The organism is Sphingomonas sp. BAUL-RG-20F-R05-02 (genome assembly GCF_022662305.1).
Taxonomy (GTDB): domain Bacteria; phylum Pseudomonadota; class Alphaproteobacteria; order Sphingomonadales; family Sphingomonadaceae; genus Sphingomonas.
Map to the genome: position 1 here is coordinate 50,601 of NZ_JAKNQH010000010.1, position 26,539 is coordinate 77,139.

The following is a 26,539-nucleotide window of genomic DNA, read 5'->3' on the forward strand; positions in this document are numbered from 1 at the left end:
CCTCCATCAAAGGAACATCACTATGCGTATGTCCACCACGATCCTGTTAGGCGCGGCGCTGTTCGCCGCTCCCGCGCTGGCGCAAACCGCCCCTGCCAAGAACAACGCGGCGATCAAGACCGCGCATACCGTCAACGACGGTCAGGCGCGGCGCGGCGCCAACTCGTTCACGCAGGCGCAGGCACGCGAGCATATCGCCAAGTCCGGCTTCACCAACGTCTCGGCGCTGACCAAGGACAAGCAGGGCGTGTGGCGCGGCACCGCGACGAAGGCCGGCCAGACCGTCCACGTCGGGCTCGACTTCAAGGGCAACGTCTCGACCGCGCAGTAACACGAAACGAAACGGCGGCGTGGCTCACACAGCCACGCCGCCGTTTTCGCGTGTCCGGCTCTAGCGGCCGCTGACCCGCCAGACTGTATTGCCGAGATCGTCGGCGATCAGCAGTGCGCCGGTCTTGTCGAGCGTCAGGCCGACCGGGCGGCCATGCGCCGCATCGCCCTCGACAAAGCCGGTCACGACGTCGATCGCCTTACCCGCCGGGCGACCGTTGGCGAACGGGACGTAGATCACCTTGTAGCCGTTGAGGTGACCGCGATCCCAGCTGCCGTGTTCGCCGATGAACGCACCCGAACGCCAGCGCGGCGGCAAAGCGGTCGCCCCGGCCGAGAACACCATGCCAAGCGGTGCGACATGGCTGCTCAAGCCATAATCCGGCACGATCGCCTTCGCCACCAGATCGGGCCGCTGCGGCTTGACGCGCGGATCAACGTGCTGGCCCCAGTAGCTGTACGGCCAGCCGTAGAAGCCACCGTCCTTCACAGAGGTGAAGTAATCCGGCACGAGATCGGGGCCGAGTTCGTCGCGTTCGTTGACGACCGCCCACAGCGCCTTGGTCTGCGGTTCGAACTGCAGGCCGTTGGGGTTGCGGATACCGGTCCCGAACAGGCGGTACGCGCCGGTCGCGCGATCGACCTCCCAGATCGCAGCACGGCCGCGTTCGGCCGACATGCCATTTTCGGTGATGTTGCTGTTCGAACCGACCCCGACGTAGAGCTTGCTGCCATCGGGGCTGGCGACGAGGCTCTTGGTCCAATGGTGATCGATTGGGCCGCCCGGCAGATCGACCAGCTTGGTGCCGAGCGTGTTGATGCTGGTCTGCCCCGGCTGGTAGGCATAGCGGATGATCGCATCGGTGTTGGCGACGTACAGATCGTTGCCGACCAGCGCGACGCCGAATGGCGACTTCAACCCGGTCAGGAACTTGGTGCGCTGTTCGGGGATGCCGTCACCGTTGGTGTCGCGCAGCAGAACGATATCCATACCCGCCTTGGCGTCATTATGGCCGTGCGCCTGGATCAACTGCATGACAATGTCCTTGGGCCGATGGACCGGCTCGGGCTGGCCGTCAGTCTCGACAACGAGGACGTCGCCATTGGGCAGCGTGTACAGCGATCGCGGATGTGCCAGTCCGGTGGCAAGCGCCTGGACCTTCAGATCGGCAGGAACCTTCGGCGTCTTGCCATTCCACGGGCTTGGCGGAACGACGTGCATCGGCGGGATCAGATATTCGCTGAGGTCCGGCAAGGCCGGATTGGCGCCGATTTGCTTTTCCGTATCGCCACCCTGCTTGGCGCAAGCCGACAGCGCGAGCAGCCCGACGGCTGCGAGAAGTACACTACGCATCAAACGATCCCTCCGGTGCGGCTCGGGCGCAGCAGCGGAACGCTGATCCCTGCGGCCACGGTCAGCGCGATGACGGTCAACACCGACAGCACCAGCCCAGTCGGCATCGCGCCATAGGCATCGCGGCTATGTACGAAATTGTTGAACAGGCCGAGGATCATCGCGACCGCGTAGGTGATCGCGTAGGGCCAGATCAGCCGGTTGGCGCGGACGTGAGGGCGCACCAGATCGAAGATGCCGACCAGCGCCGCCAGCGCGCCGACCGCTTCACCGCCGGCGAGCAACCAGTCCGAGAAATTCTTCCAGGTGACGTCGAACGTGTTGTAATATGCGATATCGGTGATGAGCGCGCCGAGGAAGCAGATCAGCGGAATACCGAGCACCATCGGATGCAAAGGTCGCCTCACGGCATGAAGGGGCGGCGAGGTATAAGCTTCGGGCAACGGCCCCTCCCACGATGATCATGTTTCTGCGGAACGGATTCCATCGGGATGGAGTTCCGGAGGTATCTGCGAGTTCCGAAATATTCATCATCGCCTGAGCGACGCCGGATTTGGTTTGGTCGCGCCGTATGGCATGACGTTCGCTCAGCAACGAGAAAGGCTCCCTCATGGCGCATGTCGATATCCCCGCGCTGGGGCTGCTCCTGCTCGTCGCGTGCCTGGTGGCGATCGTCACCCGGCGGATCGGGTTGCCCTATTCGGTCGGCCTCGTGGTCGCCGGCATCGCGCTCAGTCTGGTCGGCTACCGCAGTCAGATCGTGCTCACCCCGGAGCTGATCTTTACCGTGCTGCTGCCGCCACTGGTCTTCGAAGCGGCGTTGCATCTCGGCTGGAGCCAGTTCCGGCGTGAAGCCCCGCTCGTGCTGAGCATAGCCTTTGTCGGCACCTTCCTGTCGGCGCTGGTGGTGGCGGCGGGGATGCACTGGCTATGCGGCTGGGGCTGGCAGGGATCGCTGCTGTTCGGCGCGCTGATCGCCGCGACCGACCCGGTGGCGGTGATTGCGATGATGAAGGAGCAGAAGGCGGAACAGCGCCTCGCCTTCCTCATGGAATCGGAAAGCCTCGTCAACGACGGCGCCGCCGCCGTGCTGTTCGCCGTGGTGGCTGCATGGATTGCCGGCGCGGACAGTTCGGCCGGCAGCATCGCGATATCGCTGGTCAGCACGGTGGCGGGCGGCGTGCTGTGCGGGTTGGTCGTCGCCAGTGCGATCATGCTGCTGGCCAAGGGGTCGAACGATCACCTCGTCGAGATCACGCTGACGGTACTCGCCGCTTATGGATCGTTCCTGATCGCGGAGGAACTCAAGGTGTCCGGCGTGCTGGCGACGCTGTCCGCCGGCATGCTGGTCGGTAATCGCGGGCGCGGGCGTGCAATTACCGACGAGGGCAGCGCCGCGATGATCCGCTTTTGGGATTTCGCCGCGTTCCTCGCGAATTCGGTGATCTTCCTGCTGATCGGCAGCCGCGAGGCCGCGCAGCCGATCATAGCCTATCTGTTGCCTGCCGTGGTCGGCACCATTCTCGTGCTTGGCGGGCGCGCGGTGGCGATCTACCCGATCGTCGGGCTGTTCCGCCGCTCTTCGCTGGCGGTGAACGGCATCACCCAGCACATCCTGTTCTGGGGCGGCTTGCGCGGCGCACTCGCGCTCGCCCTTGCGCTCGCCGCCCCGGCGGCCCTGCCCGAACACGACGCGCTGATCAGCGTGGCGTTCGCGGTCGTCGCATTCTCGATCTTCGTGCAGGGTCTGACCGTGCCGAGGCTTCTACGGCGCAGCGACGCAAGCTGACGTCACGGCCTTCGAAACCGGCGCGCAATGTTTCGTTACGATTCCGGGGTCCGTGCGTTGGACGTCTTCATACGCACGCAGGTGACCCACGAATGCCGATGCCAAGCCCGACCGAACGACATGAGATTCTCGAAACCAATCGTACCCGCAAGATGGCGCGTTCCGCCCACGCCTATGTGCGCGGCAATACCGTGAAGTTCTACGAATGGCTGGAGGCATCGCCGGTCGCGGGGCGCGTACCGATCGGACCGGCGGTGTGGATCTGCGGCGATTGCCACCTCGGCAACCTTGGGCCGATCGCCAATGGTGACGGCAATGTCGAGATCCAGATCCGCGATCTCGATCAGGCGGTGATCGGCAATCCCGCGCACGACTTGATCCGGCTTGGCCTGTCGCTCGCCACCGCCGCACGCGGCTCCGACCTGCCCGGAGTGACCACCGCGCGGATGATCGAGGAGATGGTCGAGGGCTATGCCGCCGCGATGCACGATCCGACGAGCGGTGATGCCGGTGTCGAACCGGACGTGGTGCGGAGCATCAAGCGGCAGGCGCTTGGCCGCCGGTGGAAGCACCTCGCGCGGGAGCGGCTCGACGCGATCGACCCGCAAATTCCGCTCGGCAAGAAGTTCTGGGCGCTCGACGACAACGAGCGCAGCAGCCTGGAAGCGGTATTCGCCGACCCGGAGGTGGCGCGCCTGATCCTCTCGCTCGATCACAAGGACAAGGATCGCGCGGTGCGGATGGTCGACGCGGCCTATTGGATGAAAGGGTGCAGTTCGCTCGGGCTGCTTCGCTTCGCCGCGATCATCGGCCTGAAAAATGCCAAGGGCCGCTCCGACTACGCACTGGTCGACATCAAGGAAGCCGTCGCACCGATCGCCCCCACGACACGCGGAGCGAAGATGCCCGACGACAACGGCGAGCGCGTCGTCACGGCGGCCCGCGCGCTGTCGCCCCACCTCGGCACGCGGATGACCGCCGCGAAGATGCTCGGCCGATCGCTGTTCATCCGCGAGTTGTCGCCGCAGGATCTCAAGCTCGAGGTCGATCAGTTCAGCGAAGGTCAGGCGGTGATGGCGGCGCGGTACCTGGCGTTCGTCGTCGGCAAGGCGCACGCGCGGCAGATGGACACGGCCAGCCGCAACGAGTGGCTCGGCGTGCTGGAGGCGGACCGGCGCGGGATGATCGATGCGCCCTCCTGGCTGTGGCAGAGCGTGGTTTCGCTGGCCGGTAGCCATGAGGCGGGCTATCTCGAACACTGCCGTCGCTACGCGTTGGCCGCCTGATGCCCCGCCCCGATGACGAGCGCTGGATGCGCATGGCGATCGCGGTGGCGCGCTCCAAGGGTTCCGACCCGGCGAGTTCGCCGCTCGGCTGCGTGATTGTGCTGGATGGCAAGGTGATCGCCGCCGAACGCAACCAGACGCACGAATTGCCCGACGCCACTGCCCATGCCGAGATGATGGCGATCCGCCGTGCCTGCGAAAGCACCGGCGAGCTCGAACTGCGCGGCGCGACGCTATACTCCACGCTTCAGCCGTGCGGCATGTGCACGATGGCGTCGATCTGGTCGAAGGTCGGTCGTGTCGTTTACGGCGCAGGCCGCGCTGACGTGCATCCGATGTATTTCGAGGCGCGGCACATCGATACATTGTCGTTCATCGGCGATGCGTACCGCGATGACATCACGATCGAAGGCGGCTGCCTGCGCGCGGAGTGTGCGGAGCTATATTACGGTCCGGACGTGGACCTTCCCAAGGAAGAACAGGCGAACCTATGAGCAACGACGAAGCTCTCAACATCAATACCGCGACCGCTGCCGAGATTGACGGCATTGCGCAGTTGAAGGGACACGGCTTCGAAATCGTGCGCTACCGTGAGGAACGCGGCGGCTTCAGCGATCTGCGGCAGCTCGATGAAGTGCCGGGGCTGACTGGAAAGGCCGATGGACTCGACGGAACGATTACGATCGGCGACGCCTAGCGGTTACACCGGTGCGAGATCACGAAAGGTCGCGACCAGAACATGCGCCTGGATCGGCTTGGCGAGAATGACCATCGGCGGGGCGCAAGGCGTACACGCTTCGGGCGTACCGGTCATGAAGATCACCGGCACCGCGCCATGTTCGGCGATGATCGCCTGCACCGCCGCCGGTCCCGTGCCCTCGGCAAGTCTGACGTCCGACATGATGCAGTCGGGCACGCGCGCACGGGCGGCTTCGATCGCTTCCGCCTGGGTGGATGCCAGATCGAAAGACGATCCACCCGCACCTTCGAGGATCTGGACGATATGGTCGGCAATAAGGAGATTGTCTTCGATGACGAGCACGTGGCACATGGCTTGATCCCGGCTGAATGCTGCTACAACCGCCGACCAACATGTTTAGTCGCAAAAAACTAATCCAGATTAAGCCCATCGTTGCTTAATGTTAATTCGGGATTGTCGTAGCGGTATTTGGGTCACATCGGCGCCTCAATGCCAAATTGCACACCATCGGCCGGATAGTGGATCGTGGCCTTGCCGCGCACGTGCCTGGACAGGACACGTTCGATCATCCGCGTGCCGAAGCCGGTTCGCGACGGCGGCACGACAGGTGGACCACCCTCCTCGACCCAGGTGAAGGTGAAGCGCCGCTCCGCATTCGCACCGGTCAACGCCCAGCCGATCACCACCCGCCCGGCGTCGTTCGACAGCGCGCCGTACTTCACTGCATTGGTGGCGAGTTCGTGCAACGCCATCGACAGCGCCAGCGTCACCTCGGGTGTGAGGTGGATCGTCGGCCCCGCCATGGCGATGCGTCGCCCGTTGCGATCGATGAACGGCGCCAGCACATTTTTGACGATATCGCCGATCGCGGCTCCCTCGATCTCGTCGCGCAGCAACAACTCGTGCGCGGTACCGAGGCTGGCGATACGCCCCTCCACGGCATGCCGCGCATCTTCCAGCGATGCCGCGTCGCGCAACGTCTGACCGACCACCGCACCGACGGTGGCGAGCGTGTTCTTCACCCGGTGCGTCAGTTCGCTGGCGAGCACCGCGCGGTGTTCCTCGGCGAATTTGCGATCCGACACATCCGCCGCGAAACCGGTCATGGTGAGCGGCGTACCGTCTGCACGATACTGCATCTCGCCCTGGGCGCTGATCCAGCGCTGATCGCCGGCGGAGGTCAGGATGCGGTAGTCGATCCGATAGGGCGCGGCGTTCTCGATCGTGTCGGCAAGCGCGGCGACTACGGCCGACAGGTCGTCCGGGTGGATCGAGCCGATAAACTCGGCATAGGTGAACGGCGCGTCGAGCGGACGCCCGAACACCTCTTTGCAACTCGCCGAAGCCGTGATCTCCTCCGCGCCGGGATCGTAGCTCCACGTGCCGAGGCCACCCGCCTTCAGCGCCATCGCCAGCCGTATCTCGCGTTCCGCCAGCGCCGCCTCGCGATCCGAAAGCTCCGCCGCCAGCGCCTCGCGATCCTGCTGGAGCCGGATGACACGGTGCCGCTCCACCGTAACGTCGAGTTGCGAGGCGACGAAGTAGCGCGGCTTGCCAGCCTCATCGAACACCGGCGCGATCATCAACCGGTTCCAGAACGGCGTACCGTCACGGCGATGATTGAGCAGGTCGATCTCGATCCGCTCGGCGTTGGCGATCGCGGTGCGCAGGCGGGCGACATCCGCTTCCTCGGTAAGCGGCCCCTGCATGAACCGGCAATTGCGCCCCAGCACCTCGACTGCGGCGAACCCGGTCAGATTCTCGAACGCCTTGTTGACGTAGATCAGCGGATTGTTCGGCAACGTCGGATCGCTCACCACCATCGGAACGATCGCGTCGTCGAACGCCACCACGATCGGGTCCATCGGGTCGAGCCGGCCCGCGAACGCGTCGACCGCCGCTTGCACGACAGGCAGCGGATCGCTCGGCTGAACGGGAAAAGGGGCTGACGGCTTACGGTCCAAAGCGAGAACGTCTTAGCAAGGTTTTCCGGGAGGGCAACGACGGTTCTACGCTACTCGGATGCTTCGAGGTCCTCCAGCACCGCCTGAACCCGGTCGAGCCGCGCATTTGCATCGTCGATCCGTTCCGCCAGCAGATAACGGTCACCCTTGCGGGTCAGCCCCGCCGCCTCCGCATCGGCCCGGAACTCCTTGCGCGGGGTGAAGGCGATCGCCGCCGGCCCGGCATCGATGCGCGCAATGCCCAGCGCCAGCGCGCTCGCCCGCGCCCCCGCGATCTTCAGCAGCGTGACGGCCTCGTCCGGCAGCGCGCCGAAACGGTCCTCCAGCTCGGCATGAAGCGCGTCGATTGCGGCAGCGCTGTCGGCACGCGCGACGCGGATGTAGAGCGTGACACGCAGCTCCGCATCCGGAACCCAATCCTCCGGCACGCGCCCGGCGATGCCGAGGTGCAGTTCGGGCGTCCAACGATCCACCACCTCGCCACGCGCAGCCCGCAGTGCTCCTTCCAGCAAGTGCTGGTACAGGTCGATCCCGATCAGCTTCATATGCCCGGCCTGCGCCTCGCCGACGAGGTCGCCCGCACCGCGCATGTCGAGATCCTGCGCGCTGATCGCGAACCCAGCGCCAAGCCGGTCGAACGCTTCCAGCGTGCGGAGCCGCTTGAGCGTGCGCGGCGCGATCTCCTTGTCGGGTTCGGTGAACAGCAGCACCTGCCCACGCCGGCTGCCGCGCCCGACCCGGCCGCGCAACTGGTGCAACTGGCTGAGGCCGAAACGGTCCGCGCGCCAGATCACCATCGTGTTGGCGCGCGGCACGTCCAGCCCCGCCTCGATGATGTTGGTGGCGAGCAGCACGTCGCCATCACCGCGCCCGAAGCGCACCATCGCCTCGTCGATCTCGGCGGCGGGGAGCTTGCCGTGCGCCTGTAGCACCTCGAGCTCCGGCACCAGCCGCGCGAGCAGGTCGGCGAGCTTGGCCATGTCCTCAATCCGCGGCACCACCACGAAGCTTTGCCCGCCGCGGCTGCGTTCGCGCAGCAGGGCGGCGCGCAGCGTCGCCTCGTCGAACGCATCGACGGCGGTGCGGATCGGCTGACGGCGTGAGGGCGGCGTGGCGATCACGGAGAGTTGCTGAATGCCGACCAGCGCCGTCTGGAGCGTGCGCGGGATCGGCGTCGCACTCATCGACAGGATGTGGACGTCGCCAAGATCGCGCAGCCGCTGCTTGTCGGCGGTGCCGAAACGCTGCTCCTCGTCGATCACCACCAGCGCGAGGTTGTGGTATGAAATCCCCTTGCCCGCCACCGCTCCGGTGCCGACCACCACCTGGATCGAACCATCCGCCAGCCCCGCCTTCACGCGTTTGCGATCGGCGGTGCTGGACAGCCGCGACAGGCCGGCGACGGTGATGCCGGTGCCCTCCAACCGTTCGGTAAACGTCTCGATATGCTGCCGCGCGAGGACCGTGGTCGGTGCGGCGATCGCGACCTGATGGCCGGCGAGCGCCGCCGTCGCCGCCGCGCGTAGCGCCACCTCGGTCTTGCCGAAGCCGACGTCGCCGACGAGCAGCCGGTCCATCGGCGCGCCCGAAGCGAGGTCCGCACGCACTGCCTCTATCGCGCGCGCCTGATCGCGCGTTTCGCTAAAGGCGAAGCCGGCGGCGAACCGTTCGTAGGCGGCGGTGTCGGGGTCGAGCACCGGCGCGCTCCGCTCGGCGCGCGCCTTGGCGAGTTCGGTCATGCTGCGCGCGGTCTCGGCGATGGCGATGTCGATCGCGCCGCGCCGTTTCTGCCATGTCGAACCATCGAGCTTGTCGAGCGGTACCGCATCGGCATCGCCGCCGTAGCGCCACAGCCGGTCCGCTTCGGTCACAGGCACCAGCCGCACGCCGTTGTCTGCGTAGGTCAGCGCGATCCCCTCGCCTGCGGCCGCGCCGTCGCTCTCAGGCATCTCGGCAAGGCCGGCGACGACGCCGATGCCATGATCCTCATGCACCACCACATCCCCGACGCGGATCTCGCCAAAGCCGAACGCGGAAAGATCGGCGCCAGCGGTCTGCGCGTCGTCACGCTCGGCGCGACTGCCGAGCAGATCGGCGGCGGCTACCGCAAGCACGCCGTCGCGGTGGAAACCGTGATCGACCGGCGCCTCCAGCGCGAGCAACGCGCCGGCCTCTGCGCCCTGCACCTCCTGCCAGGAGGAAACATGCACGACCTCGCCTTTCAATGCGGCGGCAACCCGCCCGCCGAGAAAGCGTAGGTCGCGTGCACTGCCGAGCAGCACGACGCGATCGCCCGCCTCGAAGGCTGCACGCGCACGTTTGGCGAAGGCCCGCAGCGGCGCCTTGCCTTCGATGAAGCGCGGCGGCGCATCGCCTCCGGCCGCGTCTTCGATCGGCACGGACCGTCGTTTCGACGCGACGGCTTGCCACGCCTTGTCCGCCACGATGGCGCGCAGCGCGCGTTTTGGGCGCCGGCGTTCACCATCGGCGGCGAGTGCCAGGAAACGCTTGCGACGATCCTCCGCCGCCGGTTCGATGGCGAGCGCGGCGTCCGGGAGATGATCGAGCAAGGTAACGCCGGCACCATCCAGATCGGGTTCGGACACGCGGCCGAGTTCGCGTGAATCGCAGTCGCCGGTGGTACGCTGGGTGGCGGGATCGAAACTGCGCAACCCGATGATGTGCCCATCCTCGACCTCGATCCGGAGCGGTTCGACCGCATCGGCGGGATAGATGTCGAGAACATGGCCGCGCAGCGCGATCTCGCCCGGCTCATCGACACGCTCGTCGCGGTGATACCCCAGATCCGCGAGTTGATCGAACAGCGCTGCCAGATCGACTGCCTCGCCGACCGCGACGTGCGGCGGCGATGCCGCGAACGCCTCCGGCGTCGCATAGGCGCGCGCCAGCGCCTCACCGGTGGTGACGCAGGCGATCGGCGCGCGGTCCGCCTCCGTCTGCGCCAGCCGCAGCCGACGCAGCGCCGCCACCCGCTGACCGACATTGGCCGGCGATGCCGCCGCCTCCTCGCCCGGCAACGCGTCGCTCGCGGGGAACAGCACCACCGTGGCCGGCGTCATCGCCGCCAGCGCATGGAACACCGCGTCGGCACGGGCATCATCGGCCGCAGCGAACAGCACGTCGCCATCGCCAAGTGCCTCCGCAAGCAGCGCAGCGACCGAACCGACCGGCAACGCGGCGGCAGTGACGACAGGGGCGAGGACACGTGCGGTCGGATCGGCGGCTGCCGGCATGAAGGACACCTCAAAGTGTTGGAGTGCGTCGAACGAGTGTAACTGCCGCCCGTTCCGCGCTATACGGTTCGCCGCCGCAGGGATCGCTCGGCCACGCTGCGGGTTTCAGGACGGCATGCCCGACACCAACCTCTGGACGATCATGACTTCCGACGTTTACCGCGATGCCGCTTCCTTGCCGAAACCGCTCCGCTTCCTCGCCGGCGGTGGCGAGGCAACGCGCCTGATTCTCGGGCGGGACTGGTCGACGCACCCGCTTGGCCCTCCGGAGGGATGGCCCGACATCTTGAAAACGATGCTCAGCACCGTGCTCAACTCGCCAGAGTCGATGATTTTGGCATGGGGGCGCGAAGACCTGACGTTCTTTTTCAACGAAGCGTATTTTCCGTTGCTCGGGCCACGCCTGGACTGGGCGATGGGCGAGCGGTTCGATCGCGTTTGGGCGGACGCATGGGAACAGGCCCGGCCGATTATCGACGATGCCTTCGCGGGACGCAGCCAGCGCTTTGTCGACCTGCCGTGGAAGCTCGACACCGATCGCGGGCCCGCCGACACGTGGTTCACCTTCTCCTACTCGCGCGTCCTTGATCCGAGCGGCGAGATCGTCGGCCTGTTCGTCTTCACCAACGAAACGACCGAGCGGGTCCTCACCGATGCGGCGCTTCGGGAAAGCGAGGAGCGCCTGCGCCTCGTCATCGAGGGGGCTAAGGATCATGTCATCCTTTCCACCGATCCCGCCGGCACCATCACCAGCTGGTCCGCCGGTGCCAGCGCCGTACTGGGCTGGCCGGCCGCGCAAGCGATTGGCCAGCCGTTCGGCCTGATCTTCACCAAGGAAGATCGCGCCGCCGGTGCCGACGCCGCCGAACTGACCGGCGCGGACCGCACCGGCTGCGCGACCGATGAACGCTGGCATCTACGTAATGACGGCAGCCGCGTGTTCCTGAACGGTTCGGTGCATCCGTTGCCGCCTAATGCGCAGGGGGCGCCGCGCGGCTTCATCAAAATCGCTCGCGACGAGACCGAGCGATTCCACGCTCGCCAGCAACTGGAACAACTCAACGCCACGCTGGAGCAGCAGGTCGCCGAACGCACGGCCGATCGCAACCGGCTGTGGCAATTGTCGCTGGACGCGATGCTCGTCGCCGGGTTCGATGGAACGATCGAAGCGGTCAACCCGGCGTGGACGCGCGTGCTCGGCTGGACCGAAGCCGAACTGGTCGGGCATCCGTTCTTCGCCTTCATTCACCCGGACGATCTCGATGCCACCATCACGGCGGCGATGCGGATCAGCGAGGGGCAGGCAATCGGCCGCTTTGAAAACCGCTACCGCCACAAGAACGGCAGCTACCGCGATCTGCTGTGGGCGGCCGGTCCTGGCGACGACCGGATCATCGCAGTCGGTCGCGACGTGACCGAGGAGAAGGCGGCGGCCAACGCGCTCGCCGCGGCGGAGAGCCAGCTTCGCCAGGCGCAGAAAATGGAGGCGGTCGGCCAACTGACCGGCGGGCTCGCGCACGATTTCAACAATCTGCTCACCGGCATGATGGGCAACCTCGAACTGCTGCAACTGCGGCTCGCGCGCGGCAAGCTCGACGATGCCGACCGCTTCATCACCGCCGCGCAGGGCGCAGGGCGGCGCGCCGCTTCGCTAACACAGCGACTGCTCGCGTTTTCGCGTCGGCAGACGCTCGACCCGACACCGACCGACGTGAACCGACTGATCCGGGGCATGGAGGATTTGCTCCACCGCAGCGTCGGCCCCGCCAACAATATCGAGGTGATCGCCGAAGACGGGTTATGGAACGCCATGATCGATGCGACCCAGCTCGAAAGCGCGATCCTCAACCTGTGCATCAACGCGCGCGATGCGATGCCGGATGGCGGCCACCTCACCATCGCGACCGCCAACGTCCACCTCGACGAGGACGCGGCGCGCGACAGCGATCTGCCGCCCGGGCCTTATGTCACCATCAGCGTTTCGGACACCGGCACCGGCATGTCGCCCGAGACGATCGAGCGCGCGTTCGAGCCGTTCTATACCACCAAGCCGATCGGACAGGGCACCGGCCTTGGCCTGTCGATGGTCTACGGCTTTGCGCGGCAGTCCAATGGACAGGTGCGGATCGCCTCCGAACTCGGCCGCGGCACCACCATTGAGATCGTGCTGCCGCGGTATGCCGGCGACGTGTTGCTGCCGAAGGACGAAGCGGCGATCGCCGCAGCGGCGGCGGCGGCGGGCGAAACGATCCTCGTCGTGGATGACGAAACCTCGATCCGCCACCTCGTCGACGAAGTGCTGGACGAGATCGGCTATACCGTCATCGGCGCGGCGGATGGGGCGTCCGGCCTCAAGGTGCTGCAATCCGATGCCCGCATCGCGCTCCTCATCACCGATGTCGGCCTGCCCAACGGCATGAACGGCCGGCAGGTCGCAGATGCGGCGCGCGCGCTGCGGCCGGGGCTGCGGGTGCTGTTCATCACCGGCTATGCCGAGAATGCGGCGGTTGGCGGCGGCCATCTCGAACCCGGCATGGCGCTGCTTACCAAGCCGTTCACGATGCAGGCGCTCACCGCCAAGGTCGCGGAGATGATGCGCTGGAACGAAGGCACGTGAAGATCGCCACCTACAACGTCAACGGCATCAACGGTCGCTTGCCGGTGCTGCTGCGCTGGCTGGCGGAAGAAGCACCCGACATCGTCTGCCTGCAGGAAGTGAAGGCGCCGCAGGACAAGTTCCCGCAAGCCGCGCTGCGCGATCTCGGCTACGATGCGATCTGGTTGGGCCAGAAAAGCTGGAACGGCGTCGCCATCCTCAGCCGCGTCGGCGAGATCCACGAGACCCGGCGCGGCCTGCCCGGCGACGATGGCAACGACGGCGAGGATCAGAGCCGGTACATCGAGGCGGCCGTCGCCGGTGTTCTGATCGGCGCATTGTACCTGCCCAACGGCAACCCGCATCCAGGCCCCAAGTTCGACTACAAGCTACGCTGGTTCGAGCGGCTGATCGACCATGCCGCCGGCCTGCTCGCCAGCGGGCTGCCGGTTATACTGGCCGGCGATTTCAACGTGATGCCGACCGACCTGGACGTCTACAAACCGGAACGCTGGACCGACGACGCGCTGTTCGCGCCAGAGGTGCGCGCCGCTTATGCGCGGCTCGTCGATCAGGGCTGGACCGATGCGTTACGGCACCTGCATCGGGACGAGCGGATCTATACCTTCTGGGACTATTTTCGGAACGCCTACGGCCGCGACGCAGGGTTGCGGATCGATCATCTGCTGCTCTCGCCCGCGCTCGCGCCGCGCCTGATCGACGCGCAGGTCGATCGTCACGTTCGCGGCTGGGAGAAGACCAGCGACCACGCGCCGGTGTGGGTGACGCTCGGCGATGAGGCCGCGCCGGCTGCCCGCAAGCGTCGCGCATGACGCGGGCCGACGTTCACGCGGCGGCGCGCGCTCGGAACAAACGCCCTCCCTCGATCCACAGGATCAGCGCAAGCGTTCCCAGTCCGATGCCGAGATAGCCGATCGCCAGCGGCAGCGTCGTGCCGTTGTACGACTGGCCAATCACGGACGCGACGGCGACCGCGCCGACGCTGCTGATGAAGCCCTGCACCGACGAGGCGGTGCCGGCGATATGGCCGACCGGCTCCATCGCCATCGCGCCGAAGTTCGTGCCGCACAGCGCGATGCAGGTCATGCTCAGCGCCTGGAACGGGATGTAGGTGTAGAGCGTCTCGCGCCCGCTGGCGATCACCGCGACATGCGCCAGCGACAGCACGATCAGCCCGAGCACCGCGCTCTGCGAGATCAGCCGCATGCCGAGCCGTTCGACCAGCCGGCTGTTGGCGAACGCCGCGCACCCCATCGAAAACGCGCAGACCGCAAACAGCACGGTGAACTTGTCCCCGGCGTGGAACTCGTCGACGAAGATCTGCTGCGAGGCGGATACGAACGCGACGATGCCGCCGAACGTCAACGCACCGCAGGCCGCATAGCCGATCGAAAAGCGATCGGTCAGCGTAAGCCGATACGACTGGCGCAACGCGGCGAACGAGATCGGGATGCGTCGCGACACCGGCAGCGTCTCGGCAAAGCGGAACGTCGTCCACGTAAGCACGACCAACGCGAAGCCCGCGAGCGAATAGAAAATCAGCCGCCACGGCCCGAAGGCGAGGATCGCACTGCCGAGTGTCGGCGCGAGGATCGGGAAGATGAAGAAGATCATCTGCGCGATCGACAGCGTGCGTGCCATCGGCCGGCCGGAGAAGCGATCCCGCACGATCGCCACCGACAACACGCGCGATGAGGCGGAGGTCACCCCCTGCAACACCCGCGCGCCGAGCAACGCCGCGAACGAGCCAGACCCCGCCGCGAACACCGCCGCCGCGACGAAGGCGGCGAGCGCCGCCAGCAGCACGCGCTTGCGGCCATAGCGGTCTGTCAGCGGCCCATAGACGATCTGCCCTAGCCCGAAGCCGAAGATATAGGCGGTGACGATCCACTGCCGCTCGTTCGCAGTGCCGATCGCCAGGTCGCGACCGATGTCCGCCAGCGCGGGCAGCATCAGATCGACGCCGAGCGCGTTGACGGCCATCAGCGCGGCGATGAACGCGACGAACTCGAAACCACCCATCGGATAGCGTGCGGTTACGGTGGGGATCGGTTCGGTCACAACGACCCTTTCACGAAACGACAAAGGGGGCCGTTCCTCCCCGGAACAGCCCCCCGTCTTTGCCGTGCCGGCCTGACTTTACAAGCGGGACAGGCTCAGGCCGCGATCAGAACTTGCCGCTGAGCTGCACGCCGACGATACGCGGATCGTTGAACACCGCCGCATTGTAGTTGTCGAGCACGCCCTTCAGGTTCTTCTCGTTGGTCACGTTGCGGGTGAACACGGCGATCTCATAGGCACCTTCCGGCGCGGTATAGCCCGCCTTCAGCCCCGCCTCGAACGTGCCGTCGGTGGTGTATTCCACCGTCTTGTACGGCACCAGGCTGGTGTAGCCCTGGAGCGTCACGTCGCCGCCGACGAACAGCTTGCCGCCGTTGGGCAGCGGGAAGTCGTAGCGCGCGTTGCCGTCGAGCTGATATTTCGGCGCGTTCGGCAGCGCGTTGCCGTCGATCTGCGCCAGCGTCGCCGTCGTCACGCCAGCGGCGTTGCGCACCGCGATCGTCGGGTTGAGCACGGTGCAGGTCACCGCGCCATTGAGGAAGCACACCGGCGTGTAGACGCGCTTGTCGTTGATCTCGGTGTGCAACACGCTCGCGCCCAGACCCATCGTCAGGTTCGGCACCGGACGCCACGTCAGCTCCGCTTCGCCGCCCCATGCCTGCGCCTGATCGGCGTTGAACAGCAGGCCGTTGTTGTTGGCGTCGTTGCCGTTCAGCTGGATGTTGTGGACCTTGTAGTAGAAGCCGGTCGCGTTGAAGCGCAGCGTGTTGCCGAACAGGTTCGACTTGAAGCCCGCTTCATACGAGGTGATCGTTTCCGACCCCGCCGTCACGAACGCCGAGCTGAACACCGCGTTACGGCCCTGGATGGTCGGACCGCGGAAGCTGTGCGCGACGCGGGCGAACACGCTCACGTCATCGGTCGCCTGATAGCGCAAGGCGACATCCCAGCTCGGCTGCGTGTCGGAGAGGCGCACGAAGCGCGCCGCCGTCGCCGGGAAGGTGACGATGCCGGCGGCATTGCGCGGCGGGATGACGAGGCGGGTCGACTTGGTGTCGTTGGTCACGCGCACGCCACCGGTAATGGTCAGCTTCGGCACGATCTCGTAGCTCGCCTGACCGAAGCCGGCGTAAGACGTGTTGATGTTACGCAGCAGCACATAGTTGTTCGGGTTCGGCAGCGTGCCGTTCGCATCCGGGCGGCGCAGGAAGAAGCCACGCTGGTCGAACTCGGTATTGTCGCGCGAGTAGAAATAGATGCCGCCGATCTGCCACTTGAAGCGGCCGGTGCCATCGTTGGCGAGGCGCACTTCCTGGGTGAGCTGGTCGAGATCGCGCACCCGGCCCTGACTCTCGCCGAAATAGCGGTTGCCGGCGAAGTTGGTGGCGACGCCGCCATCAGTATCGCCACGGCTGTAGCCCGAGGTTGTCTCGTATGCGCTGATCGAGGTCAGCGTGACGCCGCCGAAATCGTTCTTGAGGTTCAGCGATGCGCCATAGGTCTTGTACGCCTGCGGGTTGCCGAAGCCTTCGTCGAGGCCGACCGAGGCGCGCGGCGTGTCGCTCACGTCGTTGCTGCCCTTGAGGATGCCGCCACGATGGAAGATCGTCGAGGTGCCCTTATAGTCGCGCGCATGTGCCGACAGCAGGCCGGTGAAGCCGGTGTCCGGCGGGGTCAGCATCAACTGGACGCGGATGTCCTTCTCGTCGAAGCCGCCGAGCGTACCCTTGCCGCCGGTGGTGCCATCCGCGCTGGTGGTGCCGGTGTAGGTGTTGTCGATCCAGTTGTCGCGGTGCTGGTACAGGCCCGACACGCGGAAGCTTAGCACGTCCTTAACTATCGGCCCGCCCACACCGGCGTCGAGCGTCACCGTGTTGTACGTGCCGTACGATGCGGTAGCGCGACCGGTGAAATCGTTGGTCGGCTTGTTGGTGTCGAATTTGATAATGCCGGCGGTCGAATTGCGCCCGAACAGCGTACCCTGCGGGCCGCGCAGCACCTCGATCTGGTTGACGTCGAACACCGGGTTGGACTTGAGCACGACATGCTCGAGCACCACGTCGTCCTGGATGATCTCGACCGGCTGCGACGCGCCGAGGTAGAAATCGATATTGCCGAGGCCGCGGATGTAGAAGCGCGGGAAGATCTTGCCGGTGGTCGTCTCGGCGTACAGGCCGGGGACGCGGTTGGCGAGTTCGAGCAGCGTGTCGCTGCCGCCGGCGGTGTAATCCCGCAGGTCGCTGCCCTGAAGTACGCCGACCGAGATCGGCACCTTCTGGAGGTTTTCCGAACGCCGCTCGGCGGTGACGACGATGTCCCCCAGCGAGCCGTCGGCCGGTGCCGCATCGGTCTGCGCGACAGGTGCGTCCTGTGCCGAGGCAGCATTCGCGAACGACAGCGCGGCGGTGGCGCAGCCGAGGAACAGGAACGAACGGATGGCGAAATTGGACACGAAAACCCCCACGGTAACAGTCGGTTCGATCAACCGCGATGCCGCGCGTACGACGACACCCACCGTAGCGGCGAGCATGAAGTAGCTGCGTTGCGAATGACCCCAAGGCGGCGGCTAGGGTCGGTTTGTGTCTTTATAATGACAGCAACTGCGGGGTGAGCGATGCCAAACCGCCCGTCGCAGCGTCCACGTAGTTACCTGAAATCCCTGTTCATTTCCAATTCGCACGGCCATGATCGCCACTCAACACTCACCATCGCGTCATCCGCCGATCGCACGCCTCGACACGATTGTCGGCACCTGTGATATTGATCCCACACCAATCCACGCATCTGTTAACCAACCGCGATCTGGTGCAGGGAGGGCGCATGTACCGCTTGCCCCGCACGCCACGATGAACCCGCTCGTCCTCAACATCACGCACTCGATTCTCGGCCAGCCATGGCGCTGGCGGATGCTGTCCACCGACGCACGCGACCCCGGCTTCTCGCCCGACGATCTCGTCACGCAACTGCTGCTGGCGCGCGGTTGCCCGCGCGAGGCGCTCGACGCGCACCGGGCGCCGAGCATCCGCGCGTTCATGCCCGATCCATCGATCTTCCGGGACATGGACCGGGCGGCGGATCGCCTTGCCGATGCGGTGCAGGCCGGCGAGCCGGTGGCGATCTTCGGTGATTACGATGTCGATGGCGCAACTTCCGCCGCGCTGATGATCCTGCTGCTGCGTGACCTCGGATTGGAAGCGCGGGCGTATATTCCCGACCGGCTAATGGAGGGCTACGGCCCGTCCGGCGAAGCTTTGGTGCGGCTAACCAACGAAGGTGCCCGGCTAATCGTCACGGTAGACTGCGGAGCGCAGGCGTTCGAAGCGCTGGAGATGGCGCGCGTCGCTGGTGTCGACGTGATCGTGGTCGATCACCACAAATGCGCCGCCGCCCTCCCCCACGCGCATGCGCTGGTGAACCCCAACCGGCTCGACGAGGAGGAAGGCGCCGCGCATGGCCACCTCGCGGCGGTGGGTGTCGCCTTCCTGCTTGGCGCGGCGCTGGTGCGGACACTGCGCGCGCGAGGGTATTTCGACGGGCGCGCCGAGCCGCGCCTGCTCGACCTGCTCGATCTCGTCGCGCTCGGCACCGTCGCGGATGTGGCGCATTTGAAGGGCCTTAACCGCGCGTTCGTGGCGCAGGGGCTGAAGGTGATGGCGCAACGCCGCAACATCGGCCTCGGCGCGCTGGCGAGCGCGGCGCGGCTGACACGCGCGGCGATATGCTCCGATCTCGGCTTCGCGCTCGGCCCGCGCATCAACGCCGGCGGGCGTGTCGGCAAGTCCGATCTCGGCGTGCGACTGCTCACCACGCAAGACCCCGCCGAGGCCGAGGCGATTGCCGGCGAACTCGACCGGCTCAACGAGGAGCGGCGCGCGATCGAGGCGCTGGTCCAAACCGCCGCTGAGGAAATCGCCGGCGCTCAAGGCAACCGTGCGGTTATGGTCGTTGCCGGCCACGGCTGGCACCCCGGCGTGATCGGCATCGTAGCCGGGCGACTGAAGGAGAGGTACGGCCGTCCCGCCATCGTCATTGCGGTCGACGAGAACGGCGTCGGCAAAGGCTCCGGCCGCTCGATTCCTGGCGTGGATCTCGGCGCGGGCGTACTGGCGGCAAAGGACAGCGGCTTGCTTGTGGCCGGTGGCGGCCATGCGATGGCGGCCGGGCTGACCATCGCCGAGGATCAGGTCGAGGCGTTCGCCGCTTTCCTGGAGGAACGGCTCGAGGCTGCCGTCACCCGCTCGATCGGTGACCGTGCGCTGCTCGTCGATGCGCTGCTCACCCCCGGTGGTGTAAACCCGCTGCTCGTGGAGGCGATGGAGGCGGGCGGCCCGTACGGGATGGGTTGGCCCGCGCCGCGCATCGTCGCAGGCCCGGTGCGGATCATAAAGGCCGATATCGTCGGCAACGGTCATGTCCGTGCGATTGCCAGCGGCGACGACGGACGCCCGCTGAAGACGGTCGCGTTCCGCGCGGCGGACACGCTGCTCGGCCAGGCGCTGCTCGGCGCCCCGCCCCACCGCCGCCTGTGGCTGGCCGGCCGCGCGAAAATCGACGATTGGGGCGCCAGACCGGCGGCGGAACTCCACCTCGATGATGCTGCCTGGGCCGATTAGAGGCTTGACCTCGCGGCGCTCTTTCCCTAGCAGCGCCCAACGCCCGCCTGTCGGCGGTACGGCCCCTTCGTCTAAGGGTTAGGACGCGGCCCTTTCACGGCTGAAATACGGGTTCGAATCCCGTAGGGGTCACCAATTTCTATAAGAACCGCAGAAATCCAGCATTTACGTTGGTTTCACCTCCGCCTGGTACAGCGAGCAGGTACAGCGGGACGAAAAATGGTGGCGATGGCGGAGCCCTGGCGGCATCCTGAAACTGGTACCTACTACCTGCGACGGCAGATCCCGAAACCGCTCCGCGAGGAGTTTGGCGGACGGCAGCTGTGGAAGCGTTCGCTCGACACGAAGGACGCGGCGGAGGCGCGGCGCGTGTTCGCGGCGCTCAACGCCGAACTCGAACGCCGCTTCGAGGCGGCGCGCGTGGCCATCGAGGAGCGCGCGGCCGGCACGAAGCTCACCCTGCCGCAGGCTCAGGCCGCGCTGGCAAGGGCGTCGGCTCTGCACCGCGGCAGCCGGTTCGACCGCCTTCCCGTCCTCTCCAACGTCTTCTGGGCCGAAGAGGCGGGAGCGGCTAGAATGGGCGGAGCGCGCATCTCGATCCTTCCCGATCCGACGCCCGCGAATCTCGCCACGATGGACCCGAACCATCTGCCCGGCGACGTCTGGCTCCGCATTGTCAGGACCCGTACGCGCAAGGACATCCTTTTCATGGCGGAGCACATGGTGCTCTGGATACACGGCGACCTGCGTGGCGAGGGCGGCTTCGGGGACCTCCATCGCAGCGAGGACAACGACTGGCTTCTGACCGAGGTCGTGACCTCGGCGATCGAGAGCGAGCAGGCGGACCTGCGGCTGCTCATCAGCTCCCCGCACCGCCCGACCGGCACACGCCTGCGTCCCAGGATGACACTCGGCGAACTCGTCGATGAATGGAAGAACAAGACCCCCGCGCCCGGCAGCCAGGGCGCGCACGAGACGAGCACCACGGTCGCGGACTTCATCGACTACGTCGGCGACCTCCCGGTCTCTCAGATCAACGGCGACCACCTCTACAACTTCCGGGACGCGGTCGCCTCCCTGCCCAACGCGATGCCGCACGCGCTTCGCGCGCTGACCTTCAACGCGCGCCTGAAGGCCTGCCGCGACCTCGAAGGGCCTCGGGTCGCGCCGGCATCGGTGAAACGCCGCATCGGACACCTGCAGGCGCTGATCACCCACGCCTTCAATCAGCGCTGGATCGAGGCCAACACGGGCAGCGGCATCCGCATCGAGGGCTATTCCAAGAACACGAAGAACCGCCGTCCCTTCCTCGACGACGAACTCGCCCGTCTGTTCTCGTGCGACCTCTTCCTCAAGCCGACCGGATGGCTCGAGACCAGAAACACGGTCGGCGACATGACCCTCGCCTGGATGTTCCTGCTCGGCCTGACGAACGGCGCCCGGATCGAGGAGATCGGCCAGACGGAACTCGCCAACGTCAAGCGCGACGGCGGTGTCCTCTACCTCGATCTGGGAGCGGACGCGGTCGTGAAGAACGAGAACTCGAGGCGGATGATCCCGCTGCACGACGTCATCATCGAGCTCGGCTTCGAAACGTATGTCGACGCGCTCAGGTCGGCAGGAGAGACGAGACTGTTCCCCGATCTGAAGCCGAACATGTTCGACAAGCTGTGCAAGGAGGCCTCCCGCGTCGCCAACCGCCTCATCGACAAAGTGGTGTCCGACGACCCGCGGCTCGCATTCCACAGCCTGCGACACAACTTCAAGGACTTCGCCCGCGATGCCACCATCGAAAAGTACATCCTCGACCAGATCATGGGCCATGCCGGCGTCACGACGGGCGACAAGTACGGTGTCGGCGCCAGGCTGAAGACCCTCAAGCGCGAACTCGACAGGATCAGCTTCGACATGCTCGAAGGATCCGGGATCAAGGCTGCCTTCGTCGCGCTCGACTGGACCAAAGCCCTGGAGCGCCGCCGATGAGAAGCTGCTTCGTGGTCTTCACCGATCCCGGCCGGGTCATGCAGGGGATGCACCGCACGGTGGACGGCGCCACCGTCGCGGCGGTCTCCTGCGGGGCAGCGCGGATGCCGGACGGTTCGGACGTCACCATCGACGCCGTCGCCAAGCTGCTGAGGAACGCTCCGTCGGTAAGCTTCGCGTGCCATGAGTGGGAGGACGCCGAAACCGCCCACATCGAACGGCATCCCATCCTGCTTTGACGAATGATCGCCACCGGCGAGTCCGCCATCGACCTGTCCGGTCGCAGGCGGCGTGGTTCAGATGCCGTTCGGCCAGGACGCGTGCAGCCAGACCCCGATACGCGCCGCAGCCTCGTCGCTCAGTTCGACCCTGCTCCGCCGCCGATCTGTCGCTCAAGGCAGCGCTGGAAACGTCCGGCGGTGGCCTTCCACCATCTCGCGCAGCGCGGCCGGCTCGAGAACCTCGACCGCCTCGCCCCACGAGTAGAGGTGCCAGGTCATCTCCAGATGTCCAGCCCGAAGCCGCGCACCTGCAGCTGGGCAACGGCACGCGCTTCACCATCCGGTTGGCCGAGGTGTCGGCCTACGCTCGCCATGCGCGGAAGGTCTTCCAGACGTTTCTCGACGAGCGGCCGGTCACGCGGCCCGAACCGGTCTCGGCCTGCACGCTGTGCCGATGGAAGACGCACTGCAAGGCCGAGTGGGACCGCGACGACAGCCTCGCGCTGGTCGCCGGCATCAGCCGGCGCATGCACCCGACCGTGTGCAGCTACATCTCCAGCGCCGTCTATGAGGGGCGTCTTCACCCCGACGAGGCGGCGGGGACCCAAACGCTGACCGACGCGGCCGGCACGTCGCTCGTCGGTGCCGGCGTCCGTCCGGTCATCCACACCGGCCGCTCCCAGGTCAGCCCGGAGGAGATCGCAGCGATCAAGGCCCGAATCGATGCCGTGCTTGGCGCGACCTACCGTTCACGGAATGGTGCGGAGCGCGTGATCGGGCACGGCGACATTCTCGTGGTCGCGCCCTACAACGCGCAGGTGAACGCTCTGCGCGCCGCCCTGCCCTCCGCGGTGCGCGTCGGAACAGTCGACCGCTTCCAGGGGCAGGAGGCGCCAGTGTGCCTCGTCTCCATGACGACATCGAGCGGCGAGGAGCTTCCGCGCGACATCGAGTTCCTGTTCTCCCTGAACCGCATCAACGTCGCGGTCTCGCGGGCGCAGGCGTCCGCGATGGTGTTCGCCAGTCCGCTACTGCTCGAAACGCCGTGTCGCACGGTGGCGGAGATGGCGCTCGTGAACGCCCTGTGCCTGTTGCGAGAGCACGGCGGCGAAGCCTTCTGACGCTGAACGCTCCCCAGCCAAGCGATCCGCATCGGCGGCTGGGCGGGCCGCTCGGGTAGCCGCCTGATAGGGGTGTCGGCTGCACATCGCGTCGAACGCTTCCAGCACGAGCTCGTTCTCTTCGGTGGGCTGTTAATGAAGGTGTCCGGGTGAGACGATCAGGCCGCGACGACCGCGAGCATGGCGGCGGCGACGTCCTGCGGAAGATCGATCTGAGGCCAGTGATTTGCCGGCAGCGACTTTATGCGGGAGTTCGGGAACTGCGCCGCAAGCGCCTCGCAGACGCCGCTGTTGAGGTACGGGTCGGCGGTTCCCCAGATGAGCTGGACGGGAGGGGTGAAGGCTCGCAGATCGGAAGCGTGGCGGGTGTTGAAGGCCAGGTTCGACACGGCGTCCCCCGTCATGGACAGAAACGCCGGGATCGAGCTCGGGCTGTTTGCGAAGTTGGCGTTGATGACCGGCTGCAGTACGGTGTCGAACCTGTCCTTCAGCGCCGTGGAGGCCTTCGCCTCGAACATGCTCTGTTGGAAATGCAGAAGCCAAGGCGCCTGCTTCGGATCGGTCATCATCGCCCGCCCGAGCGCCGCGGTGCGCGGATTGGTGCAGAGTTCGATGAACTCGGGAAATCGCAGCGTGGGCGTCTCGGCGTAATAGGTATTCAGCAGGACATCCCCACCATCGCCAAGAGCTGGAAGAGGTGGTTGGGCACCATGTCCCGCAGAGCACCCGTCGCGTCGTAGAAGCTCCCACGCTTTCCGACGGCGACCGTCTCCGCAGCCGTGATCTGGACATTGTCGATGTAGCGGCTGTTCCAGACGGCTTCGAGCATGCTGTTGGCGAAGCGCGCGACCATGATGTTCTGGACCGTCTCCTTGCCCAGAAAATGGTCGATCCGGTAGATCTGCGTCTCGGGGATGCGCGCGAGGATCTGCCGGTTCAGTTCCTGGGCTGACGCGAGGTCATGACCGAAGGGCTTCTCGATCAGAATGCGACGGAAGCCATGCGCCTCGTCCAGTGCGCCTGCGCACGCGAGGCCGTCGACGACGACGCCGAAGAACCTCGGCGCCGTCGCGAGATAGAAGACGGCATTTCCGGATAGGTTTGCGGCAAGCCCGCCGTATGTCGCGGGGTCGGTGAAATCACCCCGGTGGTAGCGGATGCGACCGCGCAGCTCCGTCCATACCGGATCACCGTCCGAGACGAACTCGGAAAGCGCGGAACGGAGCGCCTCATCATCGACGTCATGATAGCTGACGCCGACGATCTCGACATCGCCGCCGACCAGGCCGTCACGCGCCAGATTGACGATCGACGGCATCAGTAGGCGCCGGGCGAGGTCACCTAGTGCACCGAAGATCACGATGGTCGCTGCCGGCGCGACGGACGCCTGCCCCTCCCCGGCACCCAGGTGCGGGAGCCCGCTCACTGCGGCATCTCGACGTGGCCGCCGAACCCGAAGCGCATCGCCGACAGCAATTTGTCGCCGAACGTGTGCTCGACCCGGCTGCGGTAGCGCGCGTACAAGGCGGCGGTCAGCACGTTCGCCGGTACCTTCTCCTCCATGGCCGCATCGATCGTCCACTGGCCCTCGCCCGAATCGGCGACGCTGCCGGTGAAATGCTCGAGCATCTGGTCCTTGGCGAGGCCGATCGCGGTGAGATCGAGCAGCCAGGACGAGATCACGCTGCCACGCCGCCACACTTCGGCGATGTCGGTGAGGTTGAGGTCGAAGCGTTCACCCTCGGCGACGTGCTCGGACGACTTGCCTTTGAGGATGTCGAAGCCCTCGGCGTAGGCCTGCATCAGGCCATATTCGATGCCGTTGTGAACCATCTTCACGAAGTGGCCCGCCCCGGCCGGGCCAGCATGAATATAGCCCATCTCCGCGCGCTGATCCTCCTCTTCGTTGTCGCGACCCGGTGTGCGCGGGATCGTGCCGAGACCGGGGGCGAGCGCCTCCAGGATCGGATCGAGCGTCTTGATCGTCTCGGGATCCCCGCCGACCATCATGCAGTAGCCGCGCTCCAGGCCCCAGACGCCCCCAGACGTGCCGACGTCCACGTAGTGAAGTTGCCGTTCGGCGAGCGCCTTCGCACGGCGGATGTCGTCCTTGTAGAAGCTGTTCCCCCCGTCGATGACGATGTCGCCGGGCGAGGCGAGCGCCGCCAGCGACTCGATGGTGGACTCCGTCGGTTCACCCGCCGGCAGCATCACCCAGAAGACGCGGGGACCGCCCTCGAATTTGGCGGCGACCTCCTCGATCGAGGCGGCAGCGATCGCGCCTTCGTCTCCAAGCGCCGCGACGGCGCCCGCATCGCGGTCGAACGCGATCACCTCGTGTCCGCCGCGCATCAGGCGGCGTGCGATGTTTGCTCCCATGCGGCCGAGGCCGATCATTGCGATGCGCATGTCTATGCTTCCTTCTTTAGACGGCGAGGGCGGTTGCGAGACGGGCTTCGAGCGCCGTCAGACCACCGGATTTGAGATGAACGCGCAGCACGCGCTGGCCGCGGCTCGCCAGCACGTCGAGATCGCCCCGCGCCTGGGCGAGTTGGATGGTTCCGAAGTGCGCGCGGTGGCCCGGTATCGAGAGGTCAGCATTCGTCGTCCGGGTGATCTCGAGGAACGCGCCTTCGCTGGGGCCGCCCTTGTACGCCTGTCCCGTGGAGTGGAGGAAGCGAGGCCCGAACCCGCCGACAGTCGCCACCTTCTTCGCGTCGCGAACCGCCAGCCGCATGCGGGCGATCGCAGCGGCGTTGTCCCCGTCACGCTCGACATAGGCGAGAATGCCGAAATAGTCGCCCGCCTTTAGCGTGTTGACGAATGCCGCGAGAAGTTCGCCAGATCCGCCGGCCGTCGCGCCCGCGGGCGTGAAGATGGCCAGTTCGGCATCCTCATAGAGCGGCGTTTCCGGATCCAATGTGCCCGACTGCTCGTAGGCGTCGACCAGCTTGCGCGTGGCGATCTTGGCGTCCTCGACGTCGGGTTGGTTGAACGGATCTATGCCGATCACCGCACCGGCGACCGCAGGGGCGCCCATCTACCTTGGTGAATGGATATCGGTATCACTTGTAGCTGCCCGAAAGCAGCCGTACCGCCTTCCACCGAAATCTGCACGTAGACCTTCCGCGTCCACCAAGCATTTTCCGCAGTGATGGATATCGTCTGATCACCAAGCCGCAGTCTCGACGAAGAGACACGCCGGCGCTATCCTGAAACTGCGTTGCGGGGCGGGCCCGCAGCGGT

General features: G+C 66.2%; 22 protein-coding genes and 1 tRNA gene. 12 read left to right on the forward strand and 11 right to left on the reverse strand.

From position 1 onward, the window contains the following. Window positions 1–22 precede the first annotated feature (22 nt). Window positions 23–331 (forward strand): hypothetical protein, encoded by a 309-nt coding sequence (locus L8F97_RS17545; protein WP_242153191.1) that lies wholly within the window; start codon window positions 23–25, stop codon window positions 329–331. Window positions 332–391: 60 nt separating this feature from the next. On the opposite strand, the gene L8F97_RS17550 is transcribed toward L8F97_RS17545, so the two are convergent. Further along, on the reverse strand, window positions 392–1,684 hold the full coding sequence (locus L8F97_RS17550; RefSeq protein WP_242153194.1) for a PQQ-dependent sugar dehydrogenase: 1,293 nt from the start codon (window positions 1,682–1,684) through the stop codon (window positions 392–394). Continuing rightward, the gene (locus L8F97_RS17555; RefSeq protein ID WP_313932043.1) at window positions 1,684–2,091 is read right to left on the reverse strand and encodes a DUF2231 domain-containing protein; all 408 of its coding nucleotides are present in this window, start codon (window positions 2,089–2,091) and stop codon (window positions 1,684–1,686) included. Before L8F97_RS17555 ends, L8F97_RS17550 begins: the two co-directional genes overlap by 1 nt. Window positions 2,092–2,294: 203 nt before the next feature. On the opposite strand from L8F97_RS17555, the gene L8F97_RS17560 reads away from it, so the two are divergent. From L8F97_RS17560 to L8F97_RS17575, 4 genes are all read left to right on the forward strand, one after another. Next, window positions 2,295–3,473, forward strand: coding sequence for a cation:proton antiporter (locus tag L8F97_RS17560; RefSeq protein WP_242153198.1), 1,179 nt, complete (start codon window positions 2,295–2,297; stop codon window positions 3,471–3,473). Between the two features lie 92 nt (window positions 3,474–3,565). Next, window positions 3,566–4,759 carry a DUF2252 family protein gene (locus tag L8F97_RS17565; RefSeq protein ID WP_242153201.1) on the forward strand — a complete coding sequence of 398 codons (1,194 nt, stop codon included), beginning with the start codon at window positions 3,566–3,568 and terminating at the stop codon, window positions 4,757–4,759. Further along, the gene (locus L8F97_RS17570; protein WP_242153204.1) at window positions 4,759–5,253 is read left to right on the forward strand and encodes a nucleoside deaminase; all 495 of its coding nucleotides are present in this window, start codon (window positions 4,759–4,761) and stop codon (window positions 5,251–5,253) included. Before L8F97_RS17565 ends, L8F97_RS17570 begins: the two co-directional genes overlap by 1 nt. Then, window positions 5,250–5,456, forward strand: coding sequence for a helix-hairpin-helix domain-containing protein (locus tag L8F97_RS17575; protein ID WP_242153207.1), 207 nt, complete (start codon window positions 5,250–5,252; stop codon window positions 5,454–5,456). Before L8F97_RS17570 ends, L8F97_RS17575 begins: the two co-directional genes overlap by 4 nt. Before the next feature lie 3 nt (window positions 5,457–5,459). On the opposite strand, the gene L8F97_RS17580 is transcribed toward L8F97_RS17575, so the two are convergent. From L8F97_RS17580 to L8F97_RS17590, 3 genes are all read right to left on the reverse strand, one after another. Then, window positions 5,460–5,810 (reverse strand): response regulator, encoded by a 351-nt coding sequence (locus L8F97_RS17580; protein WP_242153209.1) that lies wholly within the window; start codon window positions 5,808–5,810, stop codon window positions 5,460–5,462. A gap of 122 nt (window positions 5,811–5,932) precedes the next feature. Next, window positions 5,933–7,366 (reverse strand): HWE histidine kinase domain-containing protein, encoded by a 1,434-nt coding sequence (locus L8F97_RS17585; protein ID WP_242153212.1) that lies wholly within the window; start codon window positions 7,364–7,366, stop codon window positions 5,933–5,935. A gap of 107 nt (window positions 7,367–7,473) precedes the next feature. Continuing rightward, window positions 7,474–10,677: a helicase-related protein gene (locus L8F97_RS17590; RefSeq protein ID WP_242153215.1), complete on the reverse strand. Its 3,204-nt coding sequence runs from the start codon at window positions 10,675–10,677 to the stop codon at window positions 7,474–7,476. Between the two features lie 115 nt (window positions 10,678–10,792). Here L8F97_RS17590 and L8F97_RS17595 point away from each other — a divergent pair, with 115 nt between their 5' ends. Both L8F97_RS17595 and xth read left to right on the forward strand, forming a co-directional pair. Then, a complete protein-coding gene (locus L8F97_RS17595; protein ID WP_242153217.1) occupies window positions 10,793–13,294 on the forward strand; it encodes a PAS domain-containing sensor histidine kinase in 2,502 nt (833 codons plus the stop codon). Continuing rightward, window positions 13,291–14,106, forward strand: a complete 816-nt coding sequence (gene xth / locus L8F97_RS17600) for an exodeoxyribonuclease III (protein WP_242153220.1) — start codon at window positions 13,291–13,293, stop codon at window positions 14,104–14,106. The genes L8F97_RS17595 and xth overlap by 4 nt, the downstream gene beginning before the upstream one ends. Window positions 14,107–14,119: 13 nt before the next feature. On the opposite strand, the gene L8F97_RS17605 is transcribed toward xth, so the two are convergent. Next, on the reverse strand, window positions 14,120–15,355 hold the full coding sequence (locus L8F97_RS17605; protein ID WP_409929057.1) for a multidrug effflux MFS transporter: 1,236 nt from the start codon (window positions 15,353–15,355) through the stop codon (window positions 14,120–14,122). 106 nt (window positions 15,356–15,461) lie between these two features. Further along, entirely contained in the window at window positions 15,462–17,807 is a 2,346-nt protein-coding gene (locus L8F97_RS17610; RefSeq protein ID WP_409929058.1) for a TonB-dependent receptor, read from the reverse strand. A 394-nt stretch (window positions 17,808–18,201) separates the two neighbouring features. Between L8F97_RS17610 and recJ the strand changes: the two genes are divergently transcribed. The 5 genes from recJ to L8F97_RS17635 all read left to right on the forward strand — a co-directional run bounded on the left by recJ (window position 18,202) and on the right by L8F97_RS17635 (window position 23,293). Beyond that, complete coding sequence (gene recJ, locus L8F97_RS17615; protein WP_242153225.1) at window positions 18,202–19,968, forward strand: single-stranded-DNA-specific exonuclease RecJ; 1,767 nt, start codon at window positions 18,202–18,204, stop codon at window positions 19,966–19,968. Window positions 19,969–20,028: 60 nt separating this feature from the next. After that, window positions 20,029–20,103: transfer RNA gene (locus L8F97_RS17620), tRNA-Glu, on the forward strand. An 84-nt stretch (window positions 20,104–20,187) separates the two neighbouring features. Beyond that, window positions 20,188–21,951, forward strand: coding sequence for a site-specific integrase (locus L8F97_RS17625; RefSeq protein WP_242153228.1), 1,764 nt, complete (start codon window positions 20,188–20,190; stop codon window positions 21,949–21,951). Continuing rightward, window positions 21,948–22,190 carry a hypothetical protein gene (locus L8F97_RS17630; protein WP_242153230.1) on the forward strand — a complete coding sequence of 81 codons (243 nt, stop codon included), beginning with the start codon at window positions 21,948–21,950 and terminating at the stop codon, window positions 22,188–22,190. The genes L8F97_RS17625 and L8F97_RS17630 overlap by 4 nt, the downstream gene beginning before the upstream one ends. A 335-nt stretch (window positions 22,191–22,525) precedes the next feature. Next, complete coding sequence (locus tag L8F97_RS17635; protein WP_242153264.1) at window positions 22,526–23,293, forward strand: DEAD/DEAH box helicase; 768 nt, start codon at window positions 22,526–22,528, stop codon at window positions 23,291–23,293. 158 nt (window positions 23,294–23,451) lie between these two features. On the opposite strand, the gene L8F97_RS17640 is transcribed toward L8F97_RS17635, so the two are convergent. The 4 genes from L8F97_RS17640 to L8F97_RS17655 form a co-directional block, all read right to left on the reverse strand. After that, entirely contained in the window at window positions 23,452–23,859 is a 408-nt protein-coding gene (locus tag L8F97_RS17640; protein WP_242153233.1) for an alpha/beta hydrolase, read from the reverse strand. A gap of 92 nt (window positions 23,860–23,951) precedes the next feature. Further along, window positions 23,952–24,719 (reverse strand): hypothetical protein, encoded by a 768-nt coding sequence (locus L8F97_RS17645; RefSeq protein ID WP_242153235.1) that lies wholly within the window; start codon window positions 24,717–24,719, stop codon window positions 23,952–23,954. Beyond that, the gene (gnd, locus tag L8F97_RS17650; protein WP_242153237.1) at window positions 24,716–25,702 is read right to left on the reverse strand and encodes a phosphogluconate dehydrogenase (NAD(+)-dependent, decarboxylating); all 987 of its coding nucleotides are present in this window, start codon (window positions 25,700–25,702) and stop codon (window positions 24,716–24,718) included. Before gnd ends, L8F97_RS17645 begins: the two co-directional genes overlap by 4 nt. Window positions 25,703–25,718: 16 nt before the next feature. Next, on the reverse strand, window positions 25,719–26,333 hold the full coding sequence (locus tag L8F97_RS17655) for a hypothetical protein (protein WP_242153240.1): 615 nt from the start codon (window positions 26,331–26,333) through the stop codon (window positions 25,719–25,721). Window positions 26,334–26,539: the final 206 nt, after the last annotated feature.